The following is a 22954-nucleotide window of genomic DNA, read 5'->3' as shown; positions in this document are numbered from 1 at the left end:
CCATGCAGCAAGGGGAAGAGCTAAGCCGCGTCGACCAGGGTGACCGGGACCGGAGCGTAGGAGATCTCCTGCATCTCCATTTCCAGGAGGTCGATGGCGAGCTTGCGGTTTCTGAGCGGCTCACCCTTGCCGAGCAGGATCTTGCAGACCTCGGCGACTTCCAGGCTCGCCACGACGGCCGGGGTGAAAGAGGGGTTGCCGAGCTGCTGCTCGATCCCCTTGCCCGCCACCCAGTGGCGGTAGATCTGCTGCACGGTGGTCTCGCCGGGGAACTGGGAGGCGACGTGGCCGTACCAGCCGCCGATGGCGCCGTGCACCATGGGGATGCCGGCCAGGTTGCAATACTCGGCCAGCTGCAGCCGGTACGAGATGCTGTCCAGCGCGTCCACCGCGACCTGCGCTCCCGCCAGCAGCTCGAAGCCGTTGGCCAGGCAGAAGTAGTCCTGGATGGCGGTGACCGTGACGGCGGGATTCACCTGTGCCAGCCGCTCCGCAGCTACCGCCGCCTTGGGTTGTCCGAGCAGGGCGGGCGAGGAGAGAATCTGCCGGTTCAGGTTGTGCTCCTCGAAGATGTCCGGGTCGACGGCGATAATCTGTCCGACCCCGAGGCGCGCCAGCTCTTCCAGGACGTAGCCGCCCAGGCCGCCGCAGCCGATCACGGCGACGCGGCTTTGGAACAGGCGCAGCTGCTCATCGACCTGGATCATGTTCCGGTTGCGCTGGTAGCGCGCCGGGAAGAGGCCGTTTTGCAGGGCGATGAGCTCGACCGCCGCGTGGCTCAGCTTGAATTGCTTCGCGGTGGCGTCCTGGGCGCTCCAGGAAAGCAGTCCGTCCTTGGTCTGATCTTTCAGAAAAGTGATGACCTTGCGCATATCAGCCTCCTCCGACCAGGGGAAAGAGTGAAAGCGTGTCGCCGTGGCTCAGTTTGCTGTCGAGTTCGCCGTGCCGGCCGTTCAGCATGACGATGCCGATCTCCTCTTCGGTGAGTCCGAGGGAGAGCACCACCTGGCGCACGTCGCACCCCTCGGCGAGCTCCTGCTCGGCGACCTTGAACCTGCCGTTTCTGAATGTGGCGAAAAGCTTGAGTGTGATCTGCATAACGGCACCTGCGTGTTTGGCTTAAACGGAAAAACCCGGCGTGACTTCCGTCACGCCGGGTAGAGGTGGTTCCTAGAAGTTCCAGAACTCGTCGATTTCCTCGTCGGTGAAGTCCCACACCGCGTTGTGCGGTGCGACCGGCTCGGTCTTGAAGAAGTCCGGCAGGCGGTCGTGGACGTTGGTGAGACCGGCTTTCTGGTTGAACTCGCGCTCGGTCTTCAGGATGTACTTGCCCAGGTTGTTGACGTCGTCGCCGGTGAGGGCGATGCCGAAGCGGGCATTGATCATGTCGATGAGGGCCGGCAGGCACTCCGGGATGTCCAGCGCCGGGAAGGCGACGAAGATGCACATACCGGTGGAGTCAACCGCGGCGGTCGCGATCTGCAGGTTACGGGAGAGCTCGACCTGGCCGTCCTTCTTGAGCGGATCGACGTAGCCGCCGACGTTCAGGATGTTGGTGGCGATGGTGTAGCCGGAGGTGTGGTCGGCGCCCATGGTGGAGGTGGCGTAGGTGATGCCGATGCCCTTGACGGAGCGCGGGTCGTACGCCGGGATGCCCTGGTTCTTGACCACCGGTACGCGGGTCACGCCGTAGGTGCGGCCAACGGATGCGGCGCCGCCGCCCAGCACGCGGCCCAAAGCGGTGCCCTTGGCGATTTCGTCGGTCAGCAGGCGAAGCATTTCCTTGGAGTCGCCCCACTTGAGGATGCCGGCCTCCATGGCCACGCCGAACATGACGGCGGTCTCGATGGAGTCGATCCCGATGTCGTCCATCAGGTTGTCGGCGCGGGCGATGTCGTCCAGGTTGTCGATGCAGCAGTCGGCGCCCAGGCCCCAGATGGTCTCATACTCGAAGCCGGAGGTGACGTACTTGCCTTCCTTGTCGTGGTAGACCTGCGAGCACTGGATGATGCAGCCGGCGTGGCAGCCGTGTTTCGGCTTGCCGCCGCGCGCCACGATGGTGTCGTGCATGGTCTCACCGGAAATCTTGTCGTGCCCTTCGAACTGGCCGACGGTGAAGTTCTTGGTCGGCAGGCCGCCTGCTTCGTTGAGGATGTTGACCAGGACGTTGGTGCCGTAGGTCGGCAGGCCTTCGCCGGAGACCGGGTGGTCGAGCAGCGCCTTGGAGAACGCCCTTGCTGCGGTCTTGAATTTCTCCGGATCCGCGATGGTCACGGCTTTCGCGCCTTCGCTGTCGATGGAGATGAACTTAATCTGCTTGGAGCCCATGACCGCGCCCAGGCCGCCACGGCCGTGGCTGCGGATCTTGCTGTCCGGGTCCTTGACGGAGATGTTGGCGGCGGTCATTTTCAGCTCGCCGGCCGGGCCGATGGTGAGTACGCCGGTCTTCTTGCCCAGGCGGGTCTCGACTGCGTCGATGACGGCGAAGTTACCAAGACCGAGCAGTTCTTTCTCCTCGTTGATGGTGACGCCGTTCGCGCTCACGGCCAGGTTGTACCAGGCGCCGGTTTTCGGTGCGCCTTCGATGATGATCGCTTTGATGCCCAGTTTGGCCAGCATCTGAGCTGCGGTGCCGCCTGCGTTGGACTCTTTGATGCCGCCGGTGAGCGGGCTCTTGGCGCCTGCGGAGAGACGGCCGGAGTTGGCTGCCGCGGTGCCGGTCAGCAGGCCCGGTGCGAAGACGAGCTTGTTCTCGGGGGAAAGCGCGTGGCAAGTCGGCGGTACTTCGGCGGCCACGATGGTGGAGGTGAGGCCACGGCCACCCAGGCCTGCCCATGCTGCCGGAACTTCTTCGATCTTGGTGGTGAGGTCGGTCATGTTGACGCGAAAAATCTTATCCATGCTTTTCAAGCTCCCTGTTTTTATTTAGTTCTACCGGCAGTAGCTACCGCCGGGACTCCTTTCCAAGAGGGAGGCTCCGCCGTTTCCAGCGAAACCCGTTGGCCTGGAGCCATGAGGGATGATCCCTTTTAGGCTGCGACGGCTCGGAGATTTTTGATGCGTGACTGACCCGACACCGCTTACGCATCTGTTGCGTGTGCTGGGGTACTGCGGGGCGCTACGGCCTTAAGCTTCCCCCTTTCGCAAAGGAGGAAAGGCTTCATTATGCTCCTCCCCCCGGAGGGGGGAGGTTGGGAGGGGGGATGCCGCAGTCTGTGAACAAGGCCCCCCCTCCCTAACCCTCCCCCTCCGGGGGAGGGGATTATGCTGCAGTGGGTGAAGTTGCCATCACCAATTCGGTGGCGTCTTCCCCCTCACCCTGTCCCTCCCCCGCAAGGGGGGAGGGGACGTTGGGGCGAGTGACTACTACATTGCATCCTTGAAGATCTGGATGACCTGCTCGAGGGTCGCTTTGCGCGGGTTGGTGAACTGGCAAGCGTCCTTCTTCGCGTTCTCTGCCATGATGGCCAGATCCTCTTCCTTGACATTGAGGGCCTTGAGGCCGGTCGGGATGCCGATGGAAGCGGAGAGGGTGCGGATCCTGTCGATCGCCTTCTGGCCGGCTTCGGTCACGGAGAGGCCGTCGACGTTCTCGCCCAGAGCCTTGGCGATGTCAGCGAAACGCTTCGGGCAGGCGATCAGGTTGTACTGGCTGACGGCCGGCAGCAGGATGGCGTTGCAGACGCCGTGCGGCAGGTTGTAGAAGCCGCCCAGCTGGTGAGCCATGGAGTGAACGTAGCCAAGCGATGCGTTGTTGAACGCCATGCCGGCCAGGTACTCGGCGTAAGCCATCCTGTCGCGTGCCTCGAGGTCTTCGCCGTTGGCGACAGCCTTGGAGAGGAACTCGGCGATCAGCTCGATGGCTTTGATGGCACAGGCGTCGGTGATCGGGGTGGCGATGGTGGAGACGTATGCCTCAACCGCGTGGGTCAGGGCGTCCATACCGGTGGCAGCGGTCAGAGCTGCCGGCTTGCCGACCATGAGCAGCGGGTCGTTGATGGCGATGTTCGGAGTGCAGCGCCAGTCGACGATAGCCATCTTTACGTGGGTGTCGGTGTTGGTGATGATGCAGAAGCGGGTCATTTCGGAAGCGGTACCGGCGGTGGTGTTGATAGCAACGAATGCCGGCATGGATTTGGTGGACTTGTTCACGCCTTCGAAGTCGCGGATGTGGCCGCCGTTGCCGATGACCAGGCCGATGCCCTTACCGCAGTCGTGGGAGGAACCGCCGCCCAGGGAGATGATCGCGTCGCAACCGTTTTCCTGGTATACCTTCACGCCGTCGTGTACGTTGATGTCGGTCGGGTTCGGCTCGGCGCCGTCGAAGATAACGGCTTTAACGCCGGCAGCTTCAACCTGCTCCTTGATCTTGTCGGCAACGCCCATGGCCGAGAGGCCTTTGTCGGTGACGATCAGCGCTTTGGATGCGCCCAGTGCCTTGACCTGCTCGCCGGTTTCCTTAGCGGAACCAACGCCCATCAGCGATACCGTCGGGATGAAGAAACCGTAAGTCTGCTCTCCTAATGCCATTTTCATTTCCCCCTGTTGATTTTCCGGGCTTGCCCCGGTTCTTTTTGTTTTTAAGATAGTGGTGCGATGCTGCATACACTTTCCTAAAACGGTTTTCTACGCTCTCGCAAAGGCCGTACCAGAATTTGCCGTAAACACAATTTTTCGGGATATCGAATAATATTCACAGGATACCGTATACTTAACAATCGCTGTGTTTACCTCCCGCTCACCCCCCTCCAAGGTTGCGTCCTCAAATCGAACAGTTGCGACGTTCCACAATGGAACATTTGCTCCTTTGTGGAACGGCCGTTTTGCTCTGCCAACCGCCGTCACGCTCCCCGCACGTTTGTTGAATTCAGAAAGACAAAAATCGGTTCGTTTCCCATGTATTCACCAGCTTAGTTCCTCCCTCATTAGTGGCTGATCCGGCTTTTTGCTCCGAATCGGGACAATTGGTATCGATATTGCCTTTGTATACGGCGAGGCGTGTTTCCGAAGGGAGTAAGACATGGCACTGATCGATACCTACGGCAGGCGGATCAACTACTTAAGACTCTCGGTCACCGACCGCTGCAACATGCGCTGCTGTTACTGCATGCCGGCGCAGGGGGTGGCGAAGCTCGAGCATAAAGAGATGCTCAGCTACGAGGAGCTGTACCGGGTCTCCGCCGCGTGCGTGGCGCAGGGGATAGAGAAGATCAGGGTGACCGGCGGGGAACCGCTGGTGCGCAGGGGGCTGGTCGATTTCCTGGGGCGTCTTTCGGCCCTGCCGGGGCTGAAGGAGCTGGTGCTGACCACCAACGGCCTGCTGCTCGAGGAGCTGGCCCGGCCCCTTAAGGATGCCGGGGTGGCCAGGCTCAACATCAGCCTCGACTCCCTGCAGCCGGAAACCTTCGCCCGGGTCACCCGAGGCGCCGACCTGAAAAGGGTGCTGGCGGGGATAGATGCAGCACAGAAGGCGGGCTTCGGTCCGCTCAAGATCAACATGGTGGTGATGCGCGGGGTGAACGACCAGGAGATCCTGGACTTCGCTGCGCTCACCCTGGAAAAGCCGTACACGGTCCGTTTCATAGAGTACATGCCGACCTTGCAGGACGAGGGATGGGGCGCGCAGAGCATGCCGGGGAGCGAGATCCTCGCTGCCATCGGCGAGCGTTATCCGCTGCTGCCGCTGGTCAGCTCGGAGATGGCGGGACCGGCCAGGAACTATAAGATACAGGGAGCGGCGGGCGCCATCGGGATCATCACCCCGGTCTCCGGCCACTTCTGCGAAAGCTGCAACAGGATCAGGATCACGGCGACCGGCCGGGTGCGCGGCTGCCTCTTCTCGGACCAGGGGACGGACCTGAAGCCGCTTTTGGCCTCAGAGGACCCCGAGGCGCTGGAGCAGACCCTGCGCCGGATCGTGACCCAGAAGCCTGGCAGGCACCACATCGCCGAGGAAGGGGCCGAGCAGGCGGTGGTGAACATGTCGAGGATCGGCGGATAGGGGACTGGCTCCGCCAGGTGCCTGTCCCCCTAACACCGGCGAGGAAAGCCGACAAGGGGACTGGCTCCGCAGGTGCCTGTCCCCCTAACGGAGCTGTAACCCTAACGGAGGATTTCATGAGCGCATCGGTAGTGGCGGTCAACATAAGCCGCAATAAGGGCGAGAGGAAGAAGGCGGCGCCGGAGGTGCACCTGAGGGAGAACTTCGGCATCATCGGTGACGGGCACGCGGGGGACTGGCACCGCCAGGTGAGCCTCTTAGCCCAGGAGAGCATAGATAAGATGGTGCAGCTGGGGCTCTCGGTAGGCGCCGGGGACTTTGCCGAAAACATCACGACGCGGGGCATCGACCTCATGCACCTCCCGGTCGGCGCGCGGCTCGGCATCGGCCCGGTGGTACTGGAGATCTCCCAGATCGGCAAGGAGTGCCACACCCGCTGCGCCATCTACTACCAGGCCGGCGACTGCGTCATGCCCAAAGAAGGTGTCTTTGCCACGGTGGTAAGTGGTGGGGTGGTGCGCCCCGACGATGAGATCGAGCTGCTTTAAACGCAGCATATTTTCAGGACAGATAGAAGGGGAGAAGTCATGAAGGACAGAAGCCAGAAAAAAGTGAACATCATCTCGATCCGTATGAGCGACGACGAGCGCGACGCAATCCAGAAGCTGATGGACAAGAGGGGGAAGAAGGCTTCCTTCATCATGCGCGAGGCGTTCGCTCTGTTCAGGGAGCAGTGGGAGCTGTCCAGGGCGAGCCATTAGCCACCAAAGCCACCAAAACCTTGGTGGACCCGATGGACTGTGGCTGAAAGCTTGAAACTGCTGGTACAGGAAAGGACCTTATATATGTACGTGGTGGCTTGCATTAAACAGGTGCCGGATACGACGCAGGTGCAGATCGACCCGGTCACCAATACGCTGGTGCGCGATGGCATTCCCTTCATCGTCAACCCTTACGACACTCATGCCCTCGAGGAAAGCCTGCGCATGAAGGCCCGCTACGGATTCAAGGCGGCCGCCCTCTCCATGGGACCGCCCAACACGGAGGCGACCCTGAGAAAGGCGCTGGCGCTGGGAGTCGATGAAGCGATCCTCTGCTCGGACCGCGCCTTCGGCGGGGCGGACACGCTCTCCACCAGTAACGTATTGGCCGCGGCGATCAGGAAACTGGCCCAGGAGGACGAGGTCGGCATCGTGTTCTGCGGCAAGCAGACCATCGACGGCGACACGGCCCAGGTGGGACCCGGCATCGCCATCCGCCTCGGTTTCTCGCAGCTTACGCTGGTGGACCGCATCGAACACCTGGACTTCCTGGCCAAGAAGATTCGGGTCCGGCGCAAGTTGGAAGGGCGCTACGAGATCGTGGAGGCGAAGCTGCCGGCCATGATCACCGTGGTGCGGGAGTTGAACCGCCCGCGCTACCCGACAGTCCCCATGCGGCTCAAGGCGGCCAAGACCGAGGTGAAGGTCTGGGACAACAAGGAACTCCAACTGGACCCGAACAGCGTCGGTCTGAAGGGCTCGCCCACCTGGGTGAGCAGGATCTTCTCGCCGCAACGTGCCGCGGGCGAGATCATCGGCGACGGCATGGGCGACCCGGCGGGCACCGCACGGCTGCTCTTGGAGAAGCTGGTGGCGAGCGACATGCTGGCGGTGTAGTCCACATAACCAGCCGGAGGAGCAACCACTCCCCCCTCCGGGGGGGACGCAAGACTAGCTCCTCCCCCCGGAGGGGGGAGGTTGGGAGGGGGGCTATCGGAACAACGGATGCCCCCTCCCTAACCCTCCCCCTCCGGGGGAGGGAACCATGATCTGTCGGAGCTTGTGCAATTTAATAACGAGAGGACGGAGCGGATGGCTGAAGCTACAACCAAACTGAAAAAGCCGCGGGGGAAGGTGAGGCTCATCGAGGGGAAGTGCATCGCCTGCGGCGCACGCTGCCAGAGCAGCTGCCCGGTGGACGGCATCCAGATGAGCGATGCGGGTGAGCCGCACATCGAGCTCTCCAAGTGCATAGGCTGCCTCAAGTGCGTGAAGGCCTGCCCTGGCTCGGCCCTGGAGATCTTCTATACGCCGGAGGAACTGGAGATCCTGGCGCAGCTTGCCGGACAGCAGGACCTGGCGGACGAGGATGCCGACCCGGAGGAGCTGGCGCGCCGCGAGCTGGTGGCGGCCTACCGCGGGGTCTGGGTCTTCGTGGAGCAGACCGAGGGTGAGGCGGCCCGCGTATCCTGGGAGCTCATGGGTAAGGGGAAGGAACTCGCCGCCAAGCTGGGCGTCGAGCTCTGCGCGGTGGTGATGGGGGACCAGGTGGAGCACCTGTGCCACGAGGCGTTCAGCTACGGCGCGGACAAGGCGTACCTCATGGATCAGCCGGTGCTGCAGCACTACCGTACCTACCCGTACCTGGATGCCCTGTGCCACCTGATCGACAAGTTCAAGCCGGAGATCGTCCTCATGGGCGCAACCGGCATGGGCCGTGACCTGGCCGGAGCCGTGGCGACGCGCGTCAAGACCGGTCTCACCGCGGACTGCACCGGGCTGGATATCGACGCGAAGCGCAACCTGATGCAGACCCGCCCGGCCTTCGGCGGCAACATCATGGCGACCATCATGTGCGACCGGTTCCGCCCCCAGATGGCGACGGTGCGCTCCCACGTGATGCCGATGCCGGCGCAGATGCCGGGTCGGACCGGCAAGATCGTCCCGGTCAGCCTCCCCATCTCCGAGGCGGACATCTTCACCAAGGTGCTCCAGGTGATCCGCGACAAGAAGGCGGGTGACGTGGACATCGCCGGCGCGGAGTTCATCGTTTCGGGCGGCCGCGGCATGATGGCCAAGGAGAACTTCGCCATCCTGCAGGAACTCGCGGATGAATTGGGCGGCGTCGTGGGGGCTTCGCGCAGCGCCGTCGACGCCGGGTGGATGCCGGGCGACCGCCAGGTCGGCCAGACCGGCAAGACCGTGCGTCCCAAGATCTACATCGCCTGCGGCATCTCCGGCGCCATTCAGCACCTGGTCGGCATGCAGGACTCCGACCTGATCGTCGCCATCAACCGCGACAAGGAAGCCCCCATCTTCGAGGTGGCCAACTACGGCATCGTGGGCGACCTCTTCGACGTGGTCCCGGCCCTCATCGCCGCCCTGCGCGAGATGAAGGCGTGCAAGGGGAGCGCCGAGGTCAAGGACAGCAAGGCGGCGTAAGGGGAGCCGGGGGCTCCACGCTGGACGCTGTGATCTCCGAAACATCCGTTCCCCGGGTCACCGGCAGGAGCGATTCGACTTAGCATCATACTTCTTCCTTCGCCCTCCGGGAGAGGGTCGGGCTGGGGGCGCTGCTTATTGAGGAGCGCGTCAACGTGGGGTTGAGGAAACGCCCTCATCCTCTCCCTCTCCCGCAGGGCGAAGGAACCGGAGCACTTACTATGCAACCTGATCCTGTCATCTTCGCACCGCTTCTGGCGGCAGCCTGCCTTATCTTCGCCTGGAGCTGCTACCGCCGTTTCAGCCTCGTCGCCGTCGGCGCGTCCGAGGACCGTTTCTCGAGCCTGCCGGAACGGCTGCAGGGGATGTTCGAGTTCGCCTTCCTCCAGAAGAGGGTGGTGAGCCGTCCCTTCGGTATCAACCATCTCTTCATCTTCTGGTCGTTCCTGATCCTGGCCGTCGCCAACACCGAGTTCCTGGTGGCCGGGGTATTCCCGGCGGCGAAGCTGTCGCGGCTCCTGCCGCAGGCGCTCTACCTGCCGCTGGTCTTCGTGTTCGACGTCGTTTCCCTGTGTGCCCTGACCGCGGTGGTGATCGCCCTGGTGAGAAGGGCCGTGGCGCCTCCCTACCAGGGTGCTCGCACCGGCGAAGCCTTCGGCATCCTCTCCATGATCGGCACGCTGATGGTCGCCTACTTTGGGCTCCATGCGGCGGAGATCGCCCTGGGAGCTGAAGGCGCCGCCCAGTCCATGCCGGTTTCCCTGGCGCTTTCGTCGCTGCTGGCAGGGCAGGGGAGCGCAACGCTTGAGAGCGTGGCACAGGTTTCCTGGTGGCTGCACGCCGGGGTGCTCCTGTTCTTCCTGAACTACCTCCCGTACAGCAAGCACATGCACATCCTGGCCGCCATCCCGAACTGCTTCTTCAAGGGGCTCGACACGCCCAACACGCAACCGCGCGAGGAGTTCGTCGAGGGGAACGTGTACGGCGCCGGGAGCATCGACCGCTTCACCTGGAAAGACCTCTTCGACTCCTTCTCCTGCACCGAGTGCGGCCGCTGCGAGAAGTCCTGCCCGGCCGCCGCCACCGGCAAACCGCTCAACCCGCGCCTGGTGATGCACGACATCAAGATGAACCTGCTGGCCAACGGCGATCTCCTGCAGCGCGGCGGCGAGCCCACCGTGCCGGTCATCGGCGAGGCGGAGGGGAGCATCAAGCCCGACGCCCTCTGGTCCTGCACCAGCTGCGGCGCCTGCCTGGCCGCCTGCCCGGTCTTCATCGAGCAGATGCCCAAGATCACCAAGATGCGCCGGCACCTGGTGCAGATGGAAGCCGATTTCCCCGAGGAGCTCCTGAACCTTTTCGAGAACATGGAGCAGCGCTCCAACCCCTGGGGCATCGCTCCGGGCGAGCGCGGCAAGTGGGCCGGCGGCCGCGACGTGCAGCAGTTCGAGGCGGGCAAGACGGAGTACCTTTACTTCGTGGGGTGCGCGGGCTCCTTCGATTCGCGCAGCAAGCAGGTGACCCTGGCCATGACCCGGATCATGGAGGCCGCGGGCGTTTCCTACGGCATCCTCGGCAAGGAGGAGAAGTGCTGCGGCGACAGCCTGCGCCGGCTGGGGAACGAATACCTCTTCGACAAGATGGCCAGGGAGAACGTGGCCATGTTCCAGGAGAAGGGGGTCACCAAGGTGGTCACCCAGTGCCCGCACTGCTTCACGACGCTGAAGAACGATTACCGGCAGTACGGCCTCGAGCTGGAGGTGATTCCGCACGCCGAGTTCATCGAGTCGCTGCTGGCCCAGGGGAAGCTGAAGCTCGACCACCACGAGAAGAAGGGCGGCAACATCGTTTTCCACGATTCCTGCTACCTTGGGCGCCACAACGGGGTCTACCAGGCGCCGCGCACCGTCATCGCGCAGGCGACCGGGAGCGCTCCGGCGGAGATGGAGAGAAACCGTCAGAATTCGTTCTGCTGCGGGGCCGGCGGCGGACGCATGTGGATGGAGGAGCATCTCGGCGAGAGGATCAACCTGAACCGGGTCAACGAGGCGCTCGCTGGCAAGCCCGGCACCATCTGCACCACCTGCCCCTACTGCATGACCATGATGGAAGACGGCCTGAAGGATCGCTCCAGCGGCGGCACCAACGTGAAGGACATCGCCGAGCTGGTGGCCGAGGGGCTGAAAGGCAGGGACTAGGGGCCGGTGCCGGCTCCATAGGAACTCTTCGCCTCCCGGGAACGGACGGACGGGACGTCTTGATTGGGGCGGCACCTCCCCTGTCCGGCCGGCTCCCGGGGGCGAGGGGGTAGTGAACCTCCTCCCGCTTCGCGGGAACGACGCACGCCAAAAACGAGGACCGAAAGATGCAAAGCAATGCAGCGGCGCTGTCCGAATTCATGCCGGTCAACGAACCGGCCTTCCTGGAATACCCTTCCAAGCTGTTCGTGGAAACCACCAGCCGCTGCAATCTGAACTGCGTCATGTGCATGAAGCAGAACGCGGACGGCAGCCGGACCAAGGACGGCGACCTCGACCTCGCCACCTTCAGCGAACTGGAACCGGCGTTGCCCAACCTGGAAGCGCTGGTGCTGAACGGCGTGGGCGAGCCGTTACTGAACACCCGCCTGGAGCACTTCGTCAGCCGCGCCAAGAAGCTCATGCCCGCCGGGAGCTGGGTCGGCTTCCAGAGTAACGGCCTGCTCCTGTCGCACCTGCGCGCGGTGTCGCTGCTGAACGCGGGCGTGGACCGGATCTGCCTGTCGATGGACGGTGTCGACGCCACCACCTTCAGCTCCATCCGCTCCGGAAGCCAGCTGGTCGACCTGGAGCACGCCCTGAACGCCCTGGGCGCCGCCAAGATCGCCTGCCACCGTCCCGAGATGGAGATCGGCGTCGAGTTCGTGGTGATGCGCGACAACCTGAGTCAGCTCCCCGCGGCGCTCTCCTGGGCGGCCGAGTTCGGCGTCAGCTTCGCGCTGGTCTCCCATCTGCACCCCTTCGACGAGCCGCACCTGCAGCAGTGCAGTTACGACATCTGCACCGACGAGGCGATCACCCTGTTCCAGAGCTGGAAGAGCAAGGCCGACCTCAAAGGGGTCGATATCCGCCGCTATTTCCAGGTGCTCTGGAATTACCACAAGACCGACAAGGACCGGCAGATCATCGATTTCGTGGCGGCCATGAAGTCCGATGCGCAGCAGCGTGGGATAACTCTGGACCTGAAGAGGCTTTTCGCGCTGGACATGCCGAAGATCCATCACAGCCAGGATATCTTCGAGGAGGCGGCGCAGGTGGCGCGCCGGACGGGGATCGACCTGCGGTTGCCGGAGATCGCCCGGCGCGAGAAGCGCGGCTGCAGCTTCGTCGAGAAGGGAAGCGCCTTCATCTCCTGGGATGGCGGCATGCATCCCTGCTACCACCTGTGGCACAGCTGCCGCTCCTACGCCAACGGCTGGCTGCACCCGGTGACACCGTGGGTGTTCGGCAACGTGAAGGACCGCGGCGTGCTGGATATCTGGAACAGTCCCAAGTTCCGCGGTTACCGGCAGAACGTCGTGCGTCACGATTACCCGTCCTGCGCCGAGTGCAACACCTCGCCCTGCGACCTCGTGCAGGCGGAGTGTTTCGACCAGGACTGCTACGTCAACGCCGAGCCCTGCGGCAGCTGCCTGTGGAGTTCGGGGGTGTTCAGGTGTCTGGATTGATGCCTCTCATTACCTGCCTGAGGGCCGAGAGGGTGTAGGGCTTCTGGATGAACCCCGCGACTTGCCGGCCGGAAAATTTCCGCTGTAACTCGAGTTCGCTGTAGCCGCTGGACATGACGACCTGCACGTGGGGATCGATCTTCTTCAGCTCGCTCAGGCACTGGTCACCATCCATGTGCGGCATGGTCAGGTCCAGGATCACCACCCGGATACCGGGGACGGCCTTGTACAGCTCGAGAGCTTCGCTCCCCTCGCTGGCGGTCATCGGCGAAAAACCGAGCTCTCTGAGCATCTCGGCGCCGATGTTGCGCACAGTCTCCTCATCGTCGACGAGAAGGACGTATCCCGCGCCTTCCCAATCCTCCCGCTCGGGCGGGGAGGGGGGCTGTTGGACATCGGGTTGCTGTTCGCTCGCCGGAATGAGTATCTTGATGGTGGTCCCTACGCCCGGTTCGCTGTCCACGACCAGGGCCCCGTTGTGCCCCCTGATGATGCCGAGTACCGCCGCCATCCCCAAGCCGCGGCCGGTGAACTTGGTGGTGAAAAAGGGATCGAACATCCTCGCCAGCGTGTCCTGATCCATGCCACAGCCGGTGTCGGCTATTTCCAGATAGACATAGTGCCCCTCTGCAAGTTCCTCGTTCTGCCATACATTGTTCAGATAGCTGCGGTCGCACTCCATGCTGCCGGTCTTGATCGAGATGGTCCCGTTGCGTTCTCCCAACGCTTCGGAAGCGTTGATGACCAGGTTCATGACGACCTGGCGCATCTGGGTCGCGTCGCCCTCTATAAGCGGGAGCGACTCGGCGAGTTTGAAGCTGAGCTGCGCTTTCTTCGATATGGAAACCTCGAGCATGTGCAGCATCTCTTGCAGCAGGCGATTGAGGTCCAGGTTTTCGATGATGAACTTCCCCTTGCCCGAATAGGCGAGCATCTGTGCCGCGAGATCTGCGGCCCGGGCGGAGGCCTGCTCTATGCTGCGCAGGTTCACGATCGCCGGTGATTCCTTGTTGATGCGCATCAGGGCCAGTTCGGCGTTCCCCATGATGGCCATCAGGATGTTGTTGAAGTCGTGGGCGATGCCCCCCGCCAGCACCCCGAGGCTTTCCAGCTTCTGGGCATGCAGCAGTTGCTTTTCGAATCGCTGCCGTTCTTCCTCCAGCTCTTTGCGCTGGGTGATGTCGCGGACCAGCAGGATGAAGCCCGTGCAGGGCTGCCCCATCGCGGTCACCGCCAGTTCGAACCACATCTCTCCCTGCGGCATGGCAAGGGAATACACCGCACCCCTGTGCGCGCCGGTTTTCTCCGCCTCTGCCAAGGCCTCCATGATAATCCGTGCCGGCTCTTCGGGCAGAACCTCGGGAATTCTCTTCCCCATGAACCGCTCAGGCGGGAGGTACAGCAGGCTCATCTGCGAAGAGTGAAATTCGACGATGACGCCGTCCCGGTCGGTCCGGAACATGAGGTCCGGCATCGAGTTGAGGATCGCCTCCTGGGACTCCTGGGCGAGGCGCACGCTCGCCTCGGCTTGCTTTAGCTCGGCGATGTCCCCCTCAAGGCGCTGCGCCATCAGGTTGAAGCTCCTGCACACGGTCTCGATCTCGCCGATCGAGGAGGAGGTAACCCGGGCGGCCATGTTCCCCGCCGTGAGCTGGTCGGCGACCCGGGCCAGTTCGCTGACCGGGCGCAGCACCAGCCGGTTGGTGGCGATGTTCAGGGTGATGGCGAGGGTGAGCGACATGAAGAGCATCCCCACCAGGATGATCGCCATCTGCCGCAGCAGTTGCGTGCGGATGTTGTGCTTGCTCAGCCCGACACGCACCGCCCCCTGGACCGATGAGTCGACCGTGATCCTCTGGGAGACCTCGACGACATCCAGCTCCTTTTTCAGGGCCTGGATCACGGTGCCCACGGGAGCGTCGGGCGGGAGTTTGTCCAGGTAAGGCTTGAGTTTTGCTTTGGAGCTGTTCAGGCTGGCGACGGTGGTGGTGAGGGCGTTTCCCTGGTCATCCTCGATTACGGTGTAGATGATCTCTTCGTCGTGCACCTCGGCGACCAGGGCATCAAGCTGCAGGGTATCCTTCAAGATCAGGGCGTCCGTGCAGACCGACGAGACATACCTCGCGAACCCTGCCCCCTTGTTCAGCAGCGACTGTTCCAGCTTGTTCTTCTGGGCGACGAACAAGGTTGCCGTCACCGCGACGGAAAAGATGAGGATGATGCTGAAGGAGAGGAGGAAAAACCTCCGCTGCAGACTCAGATTTTGGATCTGCCACCTGCCCATGAATACCTGCCTTCCCCTGGCGGCGCCCACGCGGTTCGCGGAGCGGGTTCCCTCGCGGGCGCATGCCTACTTGATGTTCATCCTGAGCCACTTCTCCATCTCCCGCACCGAGTCGTAGTCCGAGTCTTTCGGGACGATGAACCGGTCTACCTTGATGCCTGCCAGGATCGCCCTGCCTTCGGGATCCTTGTGCATGTTCAGGAAGATGTCGCGCAGGCGCGCTTTCAGGGTCGGGTCGAGGTCCTTGCGGGTGACGATGGGGGGGATGCCGTAACGAGGTGACTTCGCGATGATCCTGGTCTGGCTGGTGAAACGGGGATCCTTGCTGGCGGCGTAGTTGTAGATCAGGCTGTCGACGCTGGCTCCATCGACGATCTTTTTGGCGACGGCTTCGATGGCCTTGTCGTGGGTCTTTGTGTAGATGATCCGGCCGAAGAACTTCTCCGGCGTGGTGTTGAACCTTTTGCCGATCATGTAGGCGGGGACGAGTCTGCCGGTGTTGGACTTGGGATCGGTGAAAGCGAAGCTTTTTCCCTTGAGCTGGGAGAGGTCGGTGACGCCGCTGTTTTTGTGCGCGATGATGTAGGCGTAGTAAAAGGGCTCCCCGTAGGACTGGGGGGCGACCAGGAGCTCGGCGCCGAACTTCTCCTTGTCGACGACGTACGGACCGGAGCAGACGAAGGCGACCTTCAGCTCCCCCTTCTCCAGCAACTTGTCCGTCTCGTCGTAGCTGTGCTTTTGCACCATTTCGACCGGCCGCCCCAGTTTCTTGCCGACGTAATCGATGGTCTGCCGGTAGTACTTGATGGTTTCCTGCGGTGATATCATGGCCGCGACGCCGAACTTCAACTCCTCGGCAGACGATGCTGTCAGGCCTGCACCCAGAAGAGGGTAGACCAGGGCGACAATGACTACCAACATTTTCATCACGTGCCTCCTGCTATCTTCTACTGGACCTGCCGTTTGACGCCATGAATCTGGGCCCGCTCCGATAGTGAACAACACACGAGCTTTGACAGAAGATGCTGATACTTCCCGAAACATTATCGGAAGTTTAGCAGCACAACTTCAGTAATCAATGGGGCTGATCGGTCTTTGCCGGTAATGGTGAGGTTTCAGAGGTCGCCCGTCATCTCCTGCAACAGGTACAACTTCGGGTTCACCTTGCGCACGCAATCGATCACCTCGCGCAGCATCGCCTCGTTCAGGCCGCACTCCTCGTCGATCCCCTGGAAGTAGGGGAACCCCTTGGGGAGCGGGGTAAGCGCGCCGTCGCGCAAAAGCATCACGTCCACCAGGTCGTTGACCCTCCCCTCGGCCTCCCACGGGTCGCGGTAGTTGAACTGGCGCGCGACCACGTGCAGACCCATCCCGTTTTCGAAAATCGCCTTCACCTCGAAGGAAAATTCCCTGGGGGCGCTGTAGTTCTCGCTGCGCCCGGAGCGGACCATCACCTGGGCGCCCGCTTCCCTCAATATCTCTCCCACCGATTCGGCCGTCATCGGCGTCGAAGTCGTTTCTTCCATATTGTTCAAACCTCCAGTCTCAGTTCGATGCCCCACGGGGCCGGCTTCTCCCCCTCCGCGGTCAGGACCCACAGGGTCGGCAGTTCCATCTGCTCCGGTACCGGCCCGATGCCGTCGGTGAGGTAGATCACGGCGGCGGGCGGGGGATGCATGGTCTTTGCGTACTCGAAGACGGGGCGCAGGTCGGTGAACCCGCCGCCGTCGTAACGCTCCGGCACGAAGGCGCTTCCCTTGAACGCCTCCACCTGCTGGATCCTGCTGTTGGCGTAGAGCACGGTGATGGCGGCATCGCGGCCGCGTGCGATCTGCAGCAACTCCGTGGCGAAAGCCTCCCTCAGCTCCACGATGTTGGTGGAGTCGCTTACGTCGATGCCGACCAGAAGCGTCAGGCGGTGCCGCTTGCGCGACCCCGGCGTGTCGTGCTCGAAGCGGCGGTGCTCCCGCATCCAGGTGCTCTTCTTGCCGATTCTGCCCGCGGTGGCGACGAACTGCCGGAGCACCTGGCGCCAGGGGATGGGTGAGGGGCGCAGGATGGCGTCGACCACCGCCCTCACCTCGGCGGGGGCCTCGCCGTCGCTGCCGCGCAGACTCTCCCGGGTCACCGCGCGCAACATCTCCTCGGCCAGTGGCAGCGGGGTGCTGTCGGCGTCGCTCCAGATGGCGTGATCGTCGAGCGTGGAGGCCGCAGCCGGGTCCCTCCCCGCTCCCGAGGCACCTTGTGCCTCCTGCGCCTCGTCACCGAAACCGCTCCCGGCGAGGTTGCCGACATCGAAGGGGCGCACCAGCAGCCGGTAATACTCTTCGGCGGCGAGCCCGTCGGGGAGGTCGAACTGGTTCGGGTAGATCGCATCCTCGGGGAGGCCCGGGGTGTCGGGATTGATGGCCAGGTCGCAGCAGAGGTCCCAGTCGTGCGAGTTCTTCCCCTTGCCGCGCAGCATGTGCAGGTGCAGAAGGTGCTTCACCAGGTGCTCGAGCAGCGCCTGCTGCTCGACGGCGGCGAGGAGGGAAAATGAAGCGGGATCGACGGCGAGGGTCGGAGTGCCGTTACGGATGGTGACGCCGGCCGGCTTACCGGAGAGGGGGCGCTCCTCCCGGCGCAGGTTGAGCAGGAAGTGGCCGTAGAAGGGGCGCTCCTTTAAAAGCCGCACCACCGCGTTTTGCAGCGTCCCCGGTGACACCGCTTACCCCGCCTGCTCGCTGATCGCCTGCATGGCGTCGAAGATGACCGCGTCGTGCTTGTCTTTCACCAGCAAAAGGGCGACATGGGGGATCTTCAGCAGCGACTTCACGAAGCCGAAGCGGAGGTCGCGCGGCAGCACGGCGATGTACGAGACCAGGTTGTCCTCCTGATCCTGGCTGAGCTCGGGGGATACCTGGAGCAGCGCCGAGAGGTCGTTGATGGTCGCCGCCTGCACGTCGTCGCGCTGCGCCTCGGCCCGCCCGGCCACGCTCGGCCAGTCGTTCAGCACCTCGTCCGCCGTCACCGGCCGTCCCTTGCGGTCCGAGAGCCAGCGCATGAAGGCGATGGCGGCCTCCTTGCCGACGATCCCGGAGTAGACCTCCATCTCCAGTTCGGCCGGGAAGCGGCAGTTCTTCTTGAGCACGCTCACCATCTCCCAGGCGCGCTCGCTCGGCTCCACCTGCATCTCCATCGGCATCCCCTGCTTGGCGAGCAAACCGTGGTTTCCGGCCAGGAACTGGCGCACCTCGCCGGCGAACTCGCGCTTTTGGGCGTAGCGGGCCCAGCACTGGTAATCGGTCTCGACGAAGAGCATCACCATGCGGTCGATGAGTGCGCGGTCCAGGGTTGCCACCTGGTAGCTCCCGTCGGGAGGGTTGATGCTGACCACCACCTTGTGGCGGCGGGAAAGGGTATGGGTGTGGATGGCGCGCAGCACCCCATCGGCCGGCGGCTCCACGAACTGGAAGATCGCCTGCAGCGTGTCCTCCTGCTGGGCCCGGTTCAGCTCGTCGCAGTGGATCACGGTGGGAGCGTCCTCCTCGCCGGGGAGCCACGAAGGGCGCGACCACTGCATCACCTCGCCGCTTCGGAACGGGATGCCGACCAGGTCGCCCACCTCCATCTGTCCCAGGCGCAGCGAAACGTAGCGCCGGTCCAGCTCGCGGCAGGCCTGGAGGATGCCCGCACTCTTGCCCACGCCGCGGTGTCCCACCACGCAGGGGGTGAGGTCGGTCTTGGAGAGGATCTCCTTCACCACGATTTTCATCTGCTCCACGTTCATGTCGCGTCCTTCCTTGCCGTTGTAACTGTGTCGATTCGCCATCTTACACAAAATTAAAACCATTGGCCACGGAGAAAATCCGGCTGGATACTCCTTGCACCGAAGGAGGGGACAGGCACCTGACGGAGCCAGTCCCTTCCGCTGCCTTTGCGAACGGGGACAGGGGGATCTGCATTTATGTCAGTCCTTATCCCAATGTTTTTTTTGTAAATTGGACGAAGCTAATTTTATTGGTAGTATTACGGCTGTTGTCAAAACCAGCAGACGGAGGAGACGGTATGGGACACAAAGAGTGCTGCGAAGGAGGGTGTATGGTGAAGCTCGTGGTGGGCGGACTGATCGGAGCCGGGCTCGCTCTGTTACTCGCTCCCCAGGCCGGCAAGAAGACGCGCAAGTACCTTGCGTCGCTGGCTGGAGAGGTGGGCGACAAGGCCAACGAGGCCGTCAGTGACTTCGCGGAAACGGTTTCCGAGTTCGTGGACCGGGCCAGCGACCGTGCCTCCGACTTCCTCAAGGAAAAGGAAGGGCTCACCAAGGAGTCCAAGAAGATGTTGCTGGCCGCGCTGGAGAAGGCACAGGAAAAACTGGAAGAGCAAAGGAAAAGGCTTGCCGATAGCATCTAACGTTCGACGCTTCCCAACACAAAAACTGGAGGTATTACCATGGCAAAAGAACCCTGGGTCGACCAAGACGTCTGCATCAGCTGCGGTCTTTGCACCGACAACGTGCCGGAGGTGTTCCGGTTCGCCGACAACGGCAAGGCGGAAGCCTACGATCCGGCCGGCGCATCCGAGGACGAGATTCAACGTAACGCCATCGATGTCTGCCCCGTGAGCTGCATCCACTGGCGCTGACACGACCAAAAGATGCACGCAATAAAGGCCGCGCCCTCAACAGGCGCGGCCTTTTTGTTTGTTGATCGGAGGATTTTGCGGAAGGTGGTTCGTAGCCCGCGAAGCGCTGCAGGTGAACCCGCGTTCCCCTCTTTTTTGCAAAGGGAAGGACGCGGGCATGGACGGCGCCGTTGTCAATTGTCCATTGTCAATTGTCGATTGCCTCCCCGTCCTCGAACCGGGTCCCCTTCCTGCACCAGCGGCCGCCGCTCACGATGGAGGAGAGGGCGCCTTCGCGTTCGACCGTGTCGGCGCGGACCGAAAGGTAGACGTGGATCGGTATGAAGGCGAGGAAGATCCACATCACCAGCTGATGGGCCAGGCGCAGGTACTGCACCCCGATGAGCTCGTCCAACCGGACCAGGTAGCCGAAAAACCAGTTCTCGGGATCGTAGAGCGCGTACAGGGCGAAACCGGTGAGCAGCGCCAGCAGTCCCACCGCGAAGATGGCGGTGTAGGCGACCTGCTGCAGCGGGTTGTGCCCGATGTAGTGCGGCGGGCGGTCGAAACGGCAGAAGAGATAGTTCTGCGCCACCTGGAGCAGGTTCTTCAGGTCGCGCAGCCGCACCGGGAACAGGGCGTCCCAGCGCTGGAACCGGTTCGATGCGAGGAAAAGGCCGGCGATGCGCAGGATGGCGGCGCACAAAAGGAGCCACCCGGCCACGAAGTGGGTAAGCCTCAGCCAGCTCAAGTAGTTGGAGTATCCGTCGGTCACCCCGTAGATGAACCGGCTGCTCCCCATAAGCAGGCCGGTCAGGGAGAGGACGACGATCAGCACTACCGCCAGCCAGTGCAGCACGCGCAGCTGCCAGTCCCACACCGGCACATAGTAGAAATCCCCCGGCTCGTCGCTGCGCCGGCTCTTCTGCCTGGTGGCCCGAACCGGGATGTACCCCAGGAACTCCCATCGCTCGCCGCCGTCCGCCCCTATGCTCCCCCTCCCCACGCCCAGCGCCCGGAAGCCGTGGGTCATCTGCATCTCCGCCTGAAGCTCGGCACGATAACGGGTCGCCTCGTCCGGATGGCAAAGGTAGAGGATGCTGTCCACCTCGCCCCGGGCGATGAGCGCCTCCTCCCTGTTGTCCACCCGCCGCACCCGTGCCACGCTCCGGGCCAGGCGCGGCTCCAGCGGGGTGAAGCCGGTCTGTTCGTAGTGGCGCAGGTCCTCCTTCCGGGACGCGGCGCTCAAAAGCGCCAGGTCGACCGGGTCCCTGGTCCCGAAGGGAGCTCCCAGGGCGGCGGCGATCAGCAGTTCGCGCCGCTTCCTTCCGGCAAAGGGGACCGGGTCCCCCAGCTCGATGCGGATCTCGGATTCCGGAATCTGGTACAGGCTCATTGCACCTTCACCTCCACGCCGCCGCCACCGGGTACCAGGAGGTGGACGGCGCAGGATTCGCACGGGTCGAAGGAATGGATGGTGCGCAGCACCTCGATGGGGCGCTTGGGGTCGGAGAGCGGATGCTTACCGTCGCCGGCCAGGGCCTGCTCGAAGGGGCCCATCTGGCCGCCGGGGTCGCGGCCGGAGCTGTTCCAGGTGCTGGGGACCACGGCCTGGTAGCGCGAGATGCGCCCGTTTTCGATCTCGACCCAGTGCGACAGGGTGCCGCGGGCCGCCTCCATGAACCCCATCCCCTGGGCCTGCCTGGGCCAGCTCGAGGGCTCCCACAGCTCCGGGTTGAAGGTGGCGACGTCACCTGCGCGGATCCTCTCGTTCAACTGGCCGAACCACTGGTCCATGCGCCGGGCCAGGAGCACCGATTCCAGTGCACGGCAGTAGGTGCGCCCAAGCGTCGAGTTGAGCGCGCCGACCCCGGCGTTCAGTCTCCCCAGCCCCTCCCCGGCGAGCTGGGCCGTCTCGGCATGCCCCTGCGCCAGGGCGAGCATGATGCGGGCGTTGGGGCCCACCTGCACGGCACGGCCGTCGTAGCGAGGTGCCTTGCACCAGGTGTACTTGGCCTGGTCGGAGAGCTGTTTGAAGGGGGGCTTTGGTCCGGTGTAGTGCGGGTCGGTGCGCCCCTGCCAGGGATGCAGACCCTGTCGGTCCCCCTCGGGCTGGCTGTACCAGGCCGAGGAGATGAACTCGGCGACCTTCCGGGGATCGAACGGGTGCGCCGTGCCGTAGTCGCCGTCCAGCACCACTCCCGCGGGGACCACGCCCCCGGCCGGGTCGCCGGAGCAGGAGTAGGCACTCTCCCCGGTGGCGAACAGGGTGGGGGAGGAAGCGCCGATGGCCGCGTACTCCGGGTAGAAGGAGGCGATGGCGAGGACGTCCGGGTAGTAGACCTCCAGCACGAAGCGCCGGGCCTGGTCGATCATCCCGGCGATCTCGTCCAGGCGCACCCGGTTGATGGCGATCTGGTTGTCGAGGTTGATGGAGCAGGCCATCCCCCCCACCAGGTAGTTCGGGTGCGGGTTCTTGCCGGCGAAGATGGTGTGCAGGCGGATGATCTCGCGCTGCCAGGAGAGCGCCTCCAGGTAGTGGGCGAGCGCCATCAGGTTGGCCTCGGGGGGAAGCCGGTAGGCGGGGTGGCCCCAGTAGCCGCCCGCGAAGATGCCGAGCCCCCCGCCGGCCGAATCGGCCACCCGTTTTTGCACCTCCCGGTACCAGGTGGCGGAGTTGTTGGGCCAGGGGGAGAGCGAGGCGGCCAGGCGGGCGGTGGCGGCGGGGTCGGCCTTCAGCGCGCTCATCACGTCGACCCAGTCCAGTGCATGCAGGTGGTAGAAGTGCATGACGTGGTCCTGCAGGGTGGCCATGCCCGAAACCAGGCTGCGGATCAGTTCGGCGCAGGGTGGGATCCTGCACTTCACGGCATCCTCGACGGCGCGCACGGAGGCGATGGCATGCACGCCGGTGCAGACGCCGCAGATGCGCTGGGCGAAGGCCCAGGCGTCGCGCGGGTCGCGCCCCTGCAGTACCCTCTCGATCCCCCTGAACTGGGTGGCGCAGGCCCAGGCATTGGCGACCCTCCCTCCCTCGGTCTCCAGCTCGATGCGCAGGTGCCCCTCGATCCGGGTGATGGGGTCGATGACGATTCGCTCGCCTGCCATGGTGACCTCCTTTAAACTCCCAAACCTTTAACGCAAAGGCGCAAAGGCGC

The 22954-nt window shown here is 63.6% G+C and carries 20 protein-coding genes and 1 riboswitch; of the genes, 9 read left to right on the top strand and 11 right to left on the bottom strand.

Annotated features, from left to right (window positions below; genetic code table 11):
* Nucleotides 1–20: 20 nt before the first annotated feature.
* The 4 genes from KP004_RS13305 to KP004_RS13290 all read right to left on the bottom strand — a co-directional run bounded on the left by KP004_RS13305 (nucleotide 21) and on the right by KP004_RS13290 (nucleotide 4536).
* Nucleotides 21–872, bottom strand: a complete 852-nt coding sequence (locus tag KP004_RS13305; protein ID WP_216799013.1) for a HesA/MoeB/ThiF family protein — start codon at nucleotides 870–872, stop codon at nucleotides 21–23.
* A 1-nt stretch (nucleotide 873) separates the two neighbouring features.
* Nucleotides 874–1098 (bottom strand): MoaD/ThiS family protein, encoded by a 225-nt coding sequence (locus KP004_RS13300; RefSeq protein ID WP_216799012.1) that lies wholly within the window; start codon nucleotides 1096–1098, stop codon nucleotides 874–876.
* A 72-nt stretch (nucleotides 1099–1170) separates the two neighbouring features.
* Nucleotides 1171–2901, bottom strand: coding sequence for an aldehyde ferredoxin oxidoreductase family protein (locus KP004_RS13295; RefSeq protein ID WP_216799011.1), 1731 nt, complete (start codon nucleotides 2899–2901; stop codon nucleotides 1171–1173).
* A 40-nt stretch (nucleotides 2902–2941) separates the two neighbouring features.
* Nucleotides 2942–3062: riboswitch (molybdenum cofactor riboswitch) on the bottom strand.
* 304 nt (nucleotides 3063–3366) lie between these two features.
* Nucleotides 3367–4536 carry an iron-containing alcohol dehydrogenase gene (locus tag KP004_RS13290; protein WP_302467672.1) on the bottom strand — a complete coding sequence of 390 codons (1170 nt, stop codon included), beginning with the start codon at nucleotides 4534–4536 and terminating at the stop codon, nucleotides 3367–3369.
* A 484-nt stretch (nucleotides 4537–5020) separates the two neighbouring features.
* Between KP004_RS13290 and moaA the strand changes: the two genes are divergently transcribed.
* The 7 genes from moaA (at nucleotide 5021) to KP004_RS13255 (ending at nucleotide 12910) form a co-directional block, all read left to right on the top strand.
* Nucleotides 5021–6001 (top strand): GTP 3',8-cyclase MoaA, encoded by a 981-nt coding sequence (gene moaA, locus KP004_RS13285; RefSeq protein ID WP_216799010.1) that lies wholly within the window; start codon nucleotides 5021–5023, stop codon nucleotides 5999–6001.
* Nucleotides 6002–6117: 116 nt separating this feature from the next.
* Complete coding sequence (locus tag KP004_RS13280) at nucleotides 6118–6549, top strand: MOSC domain-containing protein (RefSeq protein ID WP_216799009.1); 432 nt, start codon at nucleotides 6118–6120, stop codon at nucleotides 6547–6549.
* Between the two features lie 39 nt (nucleotides 6550–6588).
* Nucleotides 6589–6762 (top strand): hypothetical protein, encoded by a 174-nt coding sequence (locus KP004_RS13275; protein ID WP_183349134.1) that lies wholly within the window; start codon nucleotides 6589–6591, stop codon nucleotides 6760–6762.
* 84 nt (nucleotides 6763–6846) lie between these two features.
* Nucleotides 6847–7659 carry an electron transfer flavoprotein subunit beta/FixA family protein gene (locus KP004_RS13270; RefSeq protein WP_216802561.1) on the top strand — a complete coding sequence of 271 codons (813 nt, stop codon included), beginning with the start codon at nucleotides 6847–6849 and terminating at the stop codon, nucleotides 7657–7659.
* Nucleotides 7660–7854: 195 nt separating this feature from the next.
* Nucleotides 7855–9204: an electron transfer flavoprotein subunit alpha gene (locus tag KP004_RS13265; protein WP_216799008.1), complete on the top strand. Its 1350-nt coding sequence runs from the start codon at nucleotides 7855–7857 to the stop codon at nucleotides 9202–9204.
* A 221-nt stretch (nucleotides 9205–9425) separates the two neighbouring features.
* Nucleotides 9426–11402: a heterodisulfide reductase-related iron-sulfur binding cluster gene (locus tag KP004_RS13260; RefSeq protein WP_216799007.1), complete on the top strand. Its 1977-nt coding sequence runs from the start codon at nucleotides 9426–9428 to the stop codon at nucleotides 11400–11402.
* A 167-nt stretch (nucleotides 11403–11569) separates the two neighbouring features.
* Nucleotides 11570–12910: a radical SAM/SPASM family putative metalloenzyme maturase gene (locus KP004_RS13255; protein WP_216799006.1), complete on the top strand. Its 1341-nt coding sequence runs from the start codon at nucleotides 11570–11572 to the stop codon at nucleotides 12908–12910.
* Here KP004_RS13255 and KP004_RS13250 read toward each other — a convergent pair.
* From KP004_RS13250 to KP004_RS13230, 5 genes are all read right to left on the bottom strand, one after another.
* Complete coding sequence (locus KP004_RS13250) at nucleotides 12894–15194, bottom strand: response regulator (protein WP_216799005.1); 2301 nt, start codon at nucleotides 15192–15194, stop codon at nucleotides 12894–12896. The two genes, KP004_RS13255 and KP004_RS13250, sit on opposite strands and share 17 nt — an antisense overlap.
* A 66-nt stretch (nucleotides 15195–15260) precedes the next feature.
* Nucleotides 15261–16121, bottom strand: a complete 861-nt coding sequence (locus KP004_RS13245) for a substrate-binding domain-containing protein (RefSeq protein ID WP_216799004.1) — start codon at nucleotides 16119–16121, stop codon at nucleotides 15261–15263.
* A gap of 188 nt (nucleotides 16122–16309) precedes the next feature.
* Nucleotides 16310–16720, bottom strand: a complete 411-nt coding sequence (locus KP004_RS13240) for a hypothetical protein (RefSeq protein ID WP_216799003.1) — start codon at nucleotides 16718–16720, stop codon at nucleotides 16310–16312.
* 5 nt (nucleotides 16721–16725) lie between these two features.
* Nucleotides 16726–17898: a vWA domain-containing protein gene (locus KP004_RS13235; protein WP_216799002.1), complete on the bottom strand. Its 1173-nt coding sequence runs from the start codon at nucleotides 17896–17898 to the stop codon at nucleotides 16726–16728.
* A gap of 3 nt (nucleotides 17899–17901) precedes the next feature.
* Nucleotides 17902–18963 (bottom strand): hypothetical protein, encoded by a 1062-nt coding sequence (locus KP004_RS13230; RefSeq protein ID WP_216802558.1) that lies wholly within the window; start codon nucleotides 18961–18963, stop codon nucleotides 17902–17904.
* Between the two features lie 278 nt (nucleotides 18964–19241).
* Between KP004_RS13230 and KP004_RS13225 the strand changes: the two genes are divergently transcribed.
* On the top strand, nucleotides 19242–19586 hold the full coding sequence (locus tag KP004_RS13225; RefSeq protein WP_216799001.1) for a YtxH domain-containing protein: 345 nt from the start codon (nucleotides 19242–19244) through the stop codon (nucleotides 19584–19586).
* 39 nt (nucleotides 19587–19625) lie between these two features.
* Nucleotides 19626–19817, top strand: coding sequence for a ferredoxin (locus tag KP004_RS13220; protein ID WP_183346885.1), 192 nt, complete (start codon nucleotides 19626–19628; stop codon nucleotides 19815–19817).
* Nucleotides 19818–20004: 187 nt separating this feature from the next.
* Here the strand turns inward: KP004_RS13220 and KP004_RS13215 are convergent, their stop codons facing one another.
* Complete coding sequence (locus KP004_RS13215; protein ID WP_216799000.1) at nucleotides 20005–21192, bottom strand: cytochrome b/b6 domain-containing protein; 1188 nt, start codon at nucleotides 21190–21192, stop codon at nucleotides 20005–20007.
* Entirely contained in the window at nucleotides 21189–22904 is a 1716-nt protein-coding gene (locus KP004_RS13210) for a nickel-dependent hydrogenase large subunit (RefSeq protein ID WP_216798999.1), read from the bottom strand. Before KP004_RS13210 ends, KP004_RS13215 begins: the two co-directional genes overlap by 4 nt.
* Nucleotides 22905–22954 lie beyond the last annotated feature (50 nt).

It is taken from the genome of Geomonas oryzisoli (assembly GCF_018986915.1).
In the GTDB taxonomy this organism is placed as follows: domain Bacteria; phylum Desulfobacterota; class Desulfuromonadia; order Geobacterales; family Geobacteraceae; genus Geomonas; species Geomonas oryzisoli.
The sequence above is the reverse complement of the archived record's forward strand: the minus strand, read 5'-3'. Positions and strand labels throughout refer to the sequence as shown.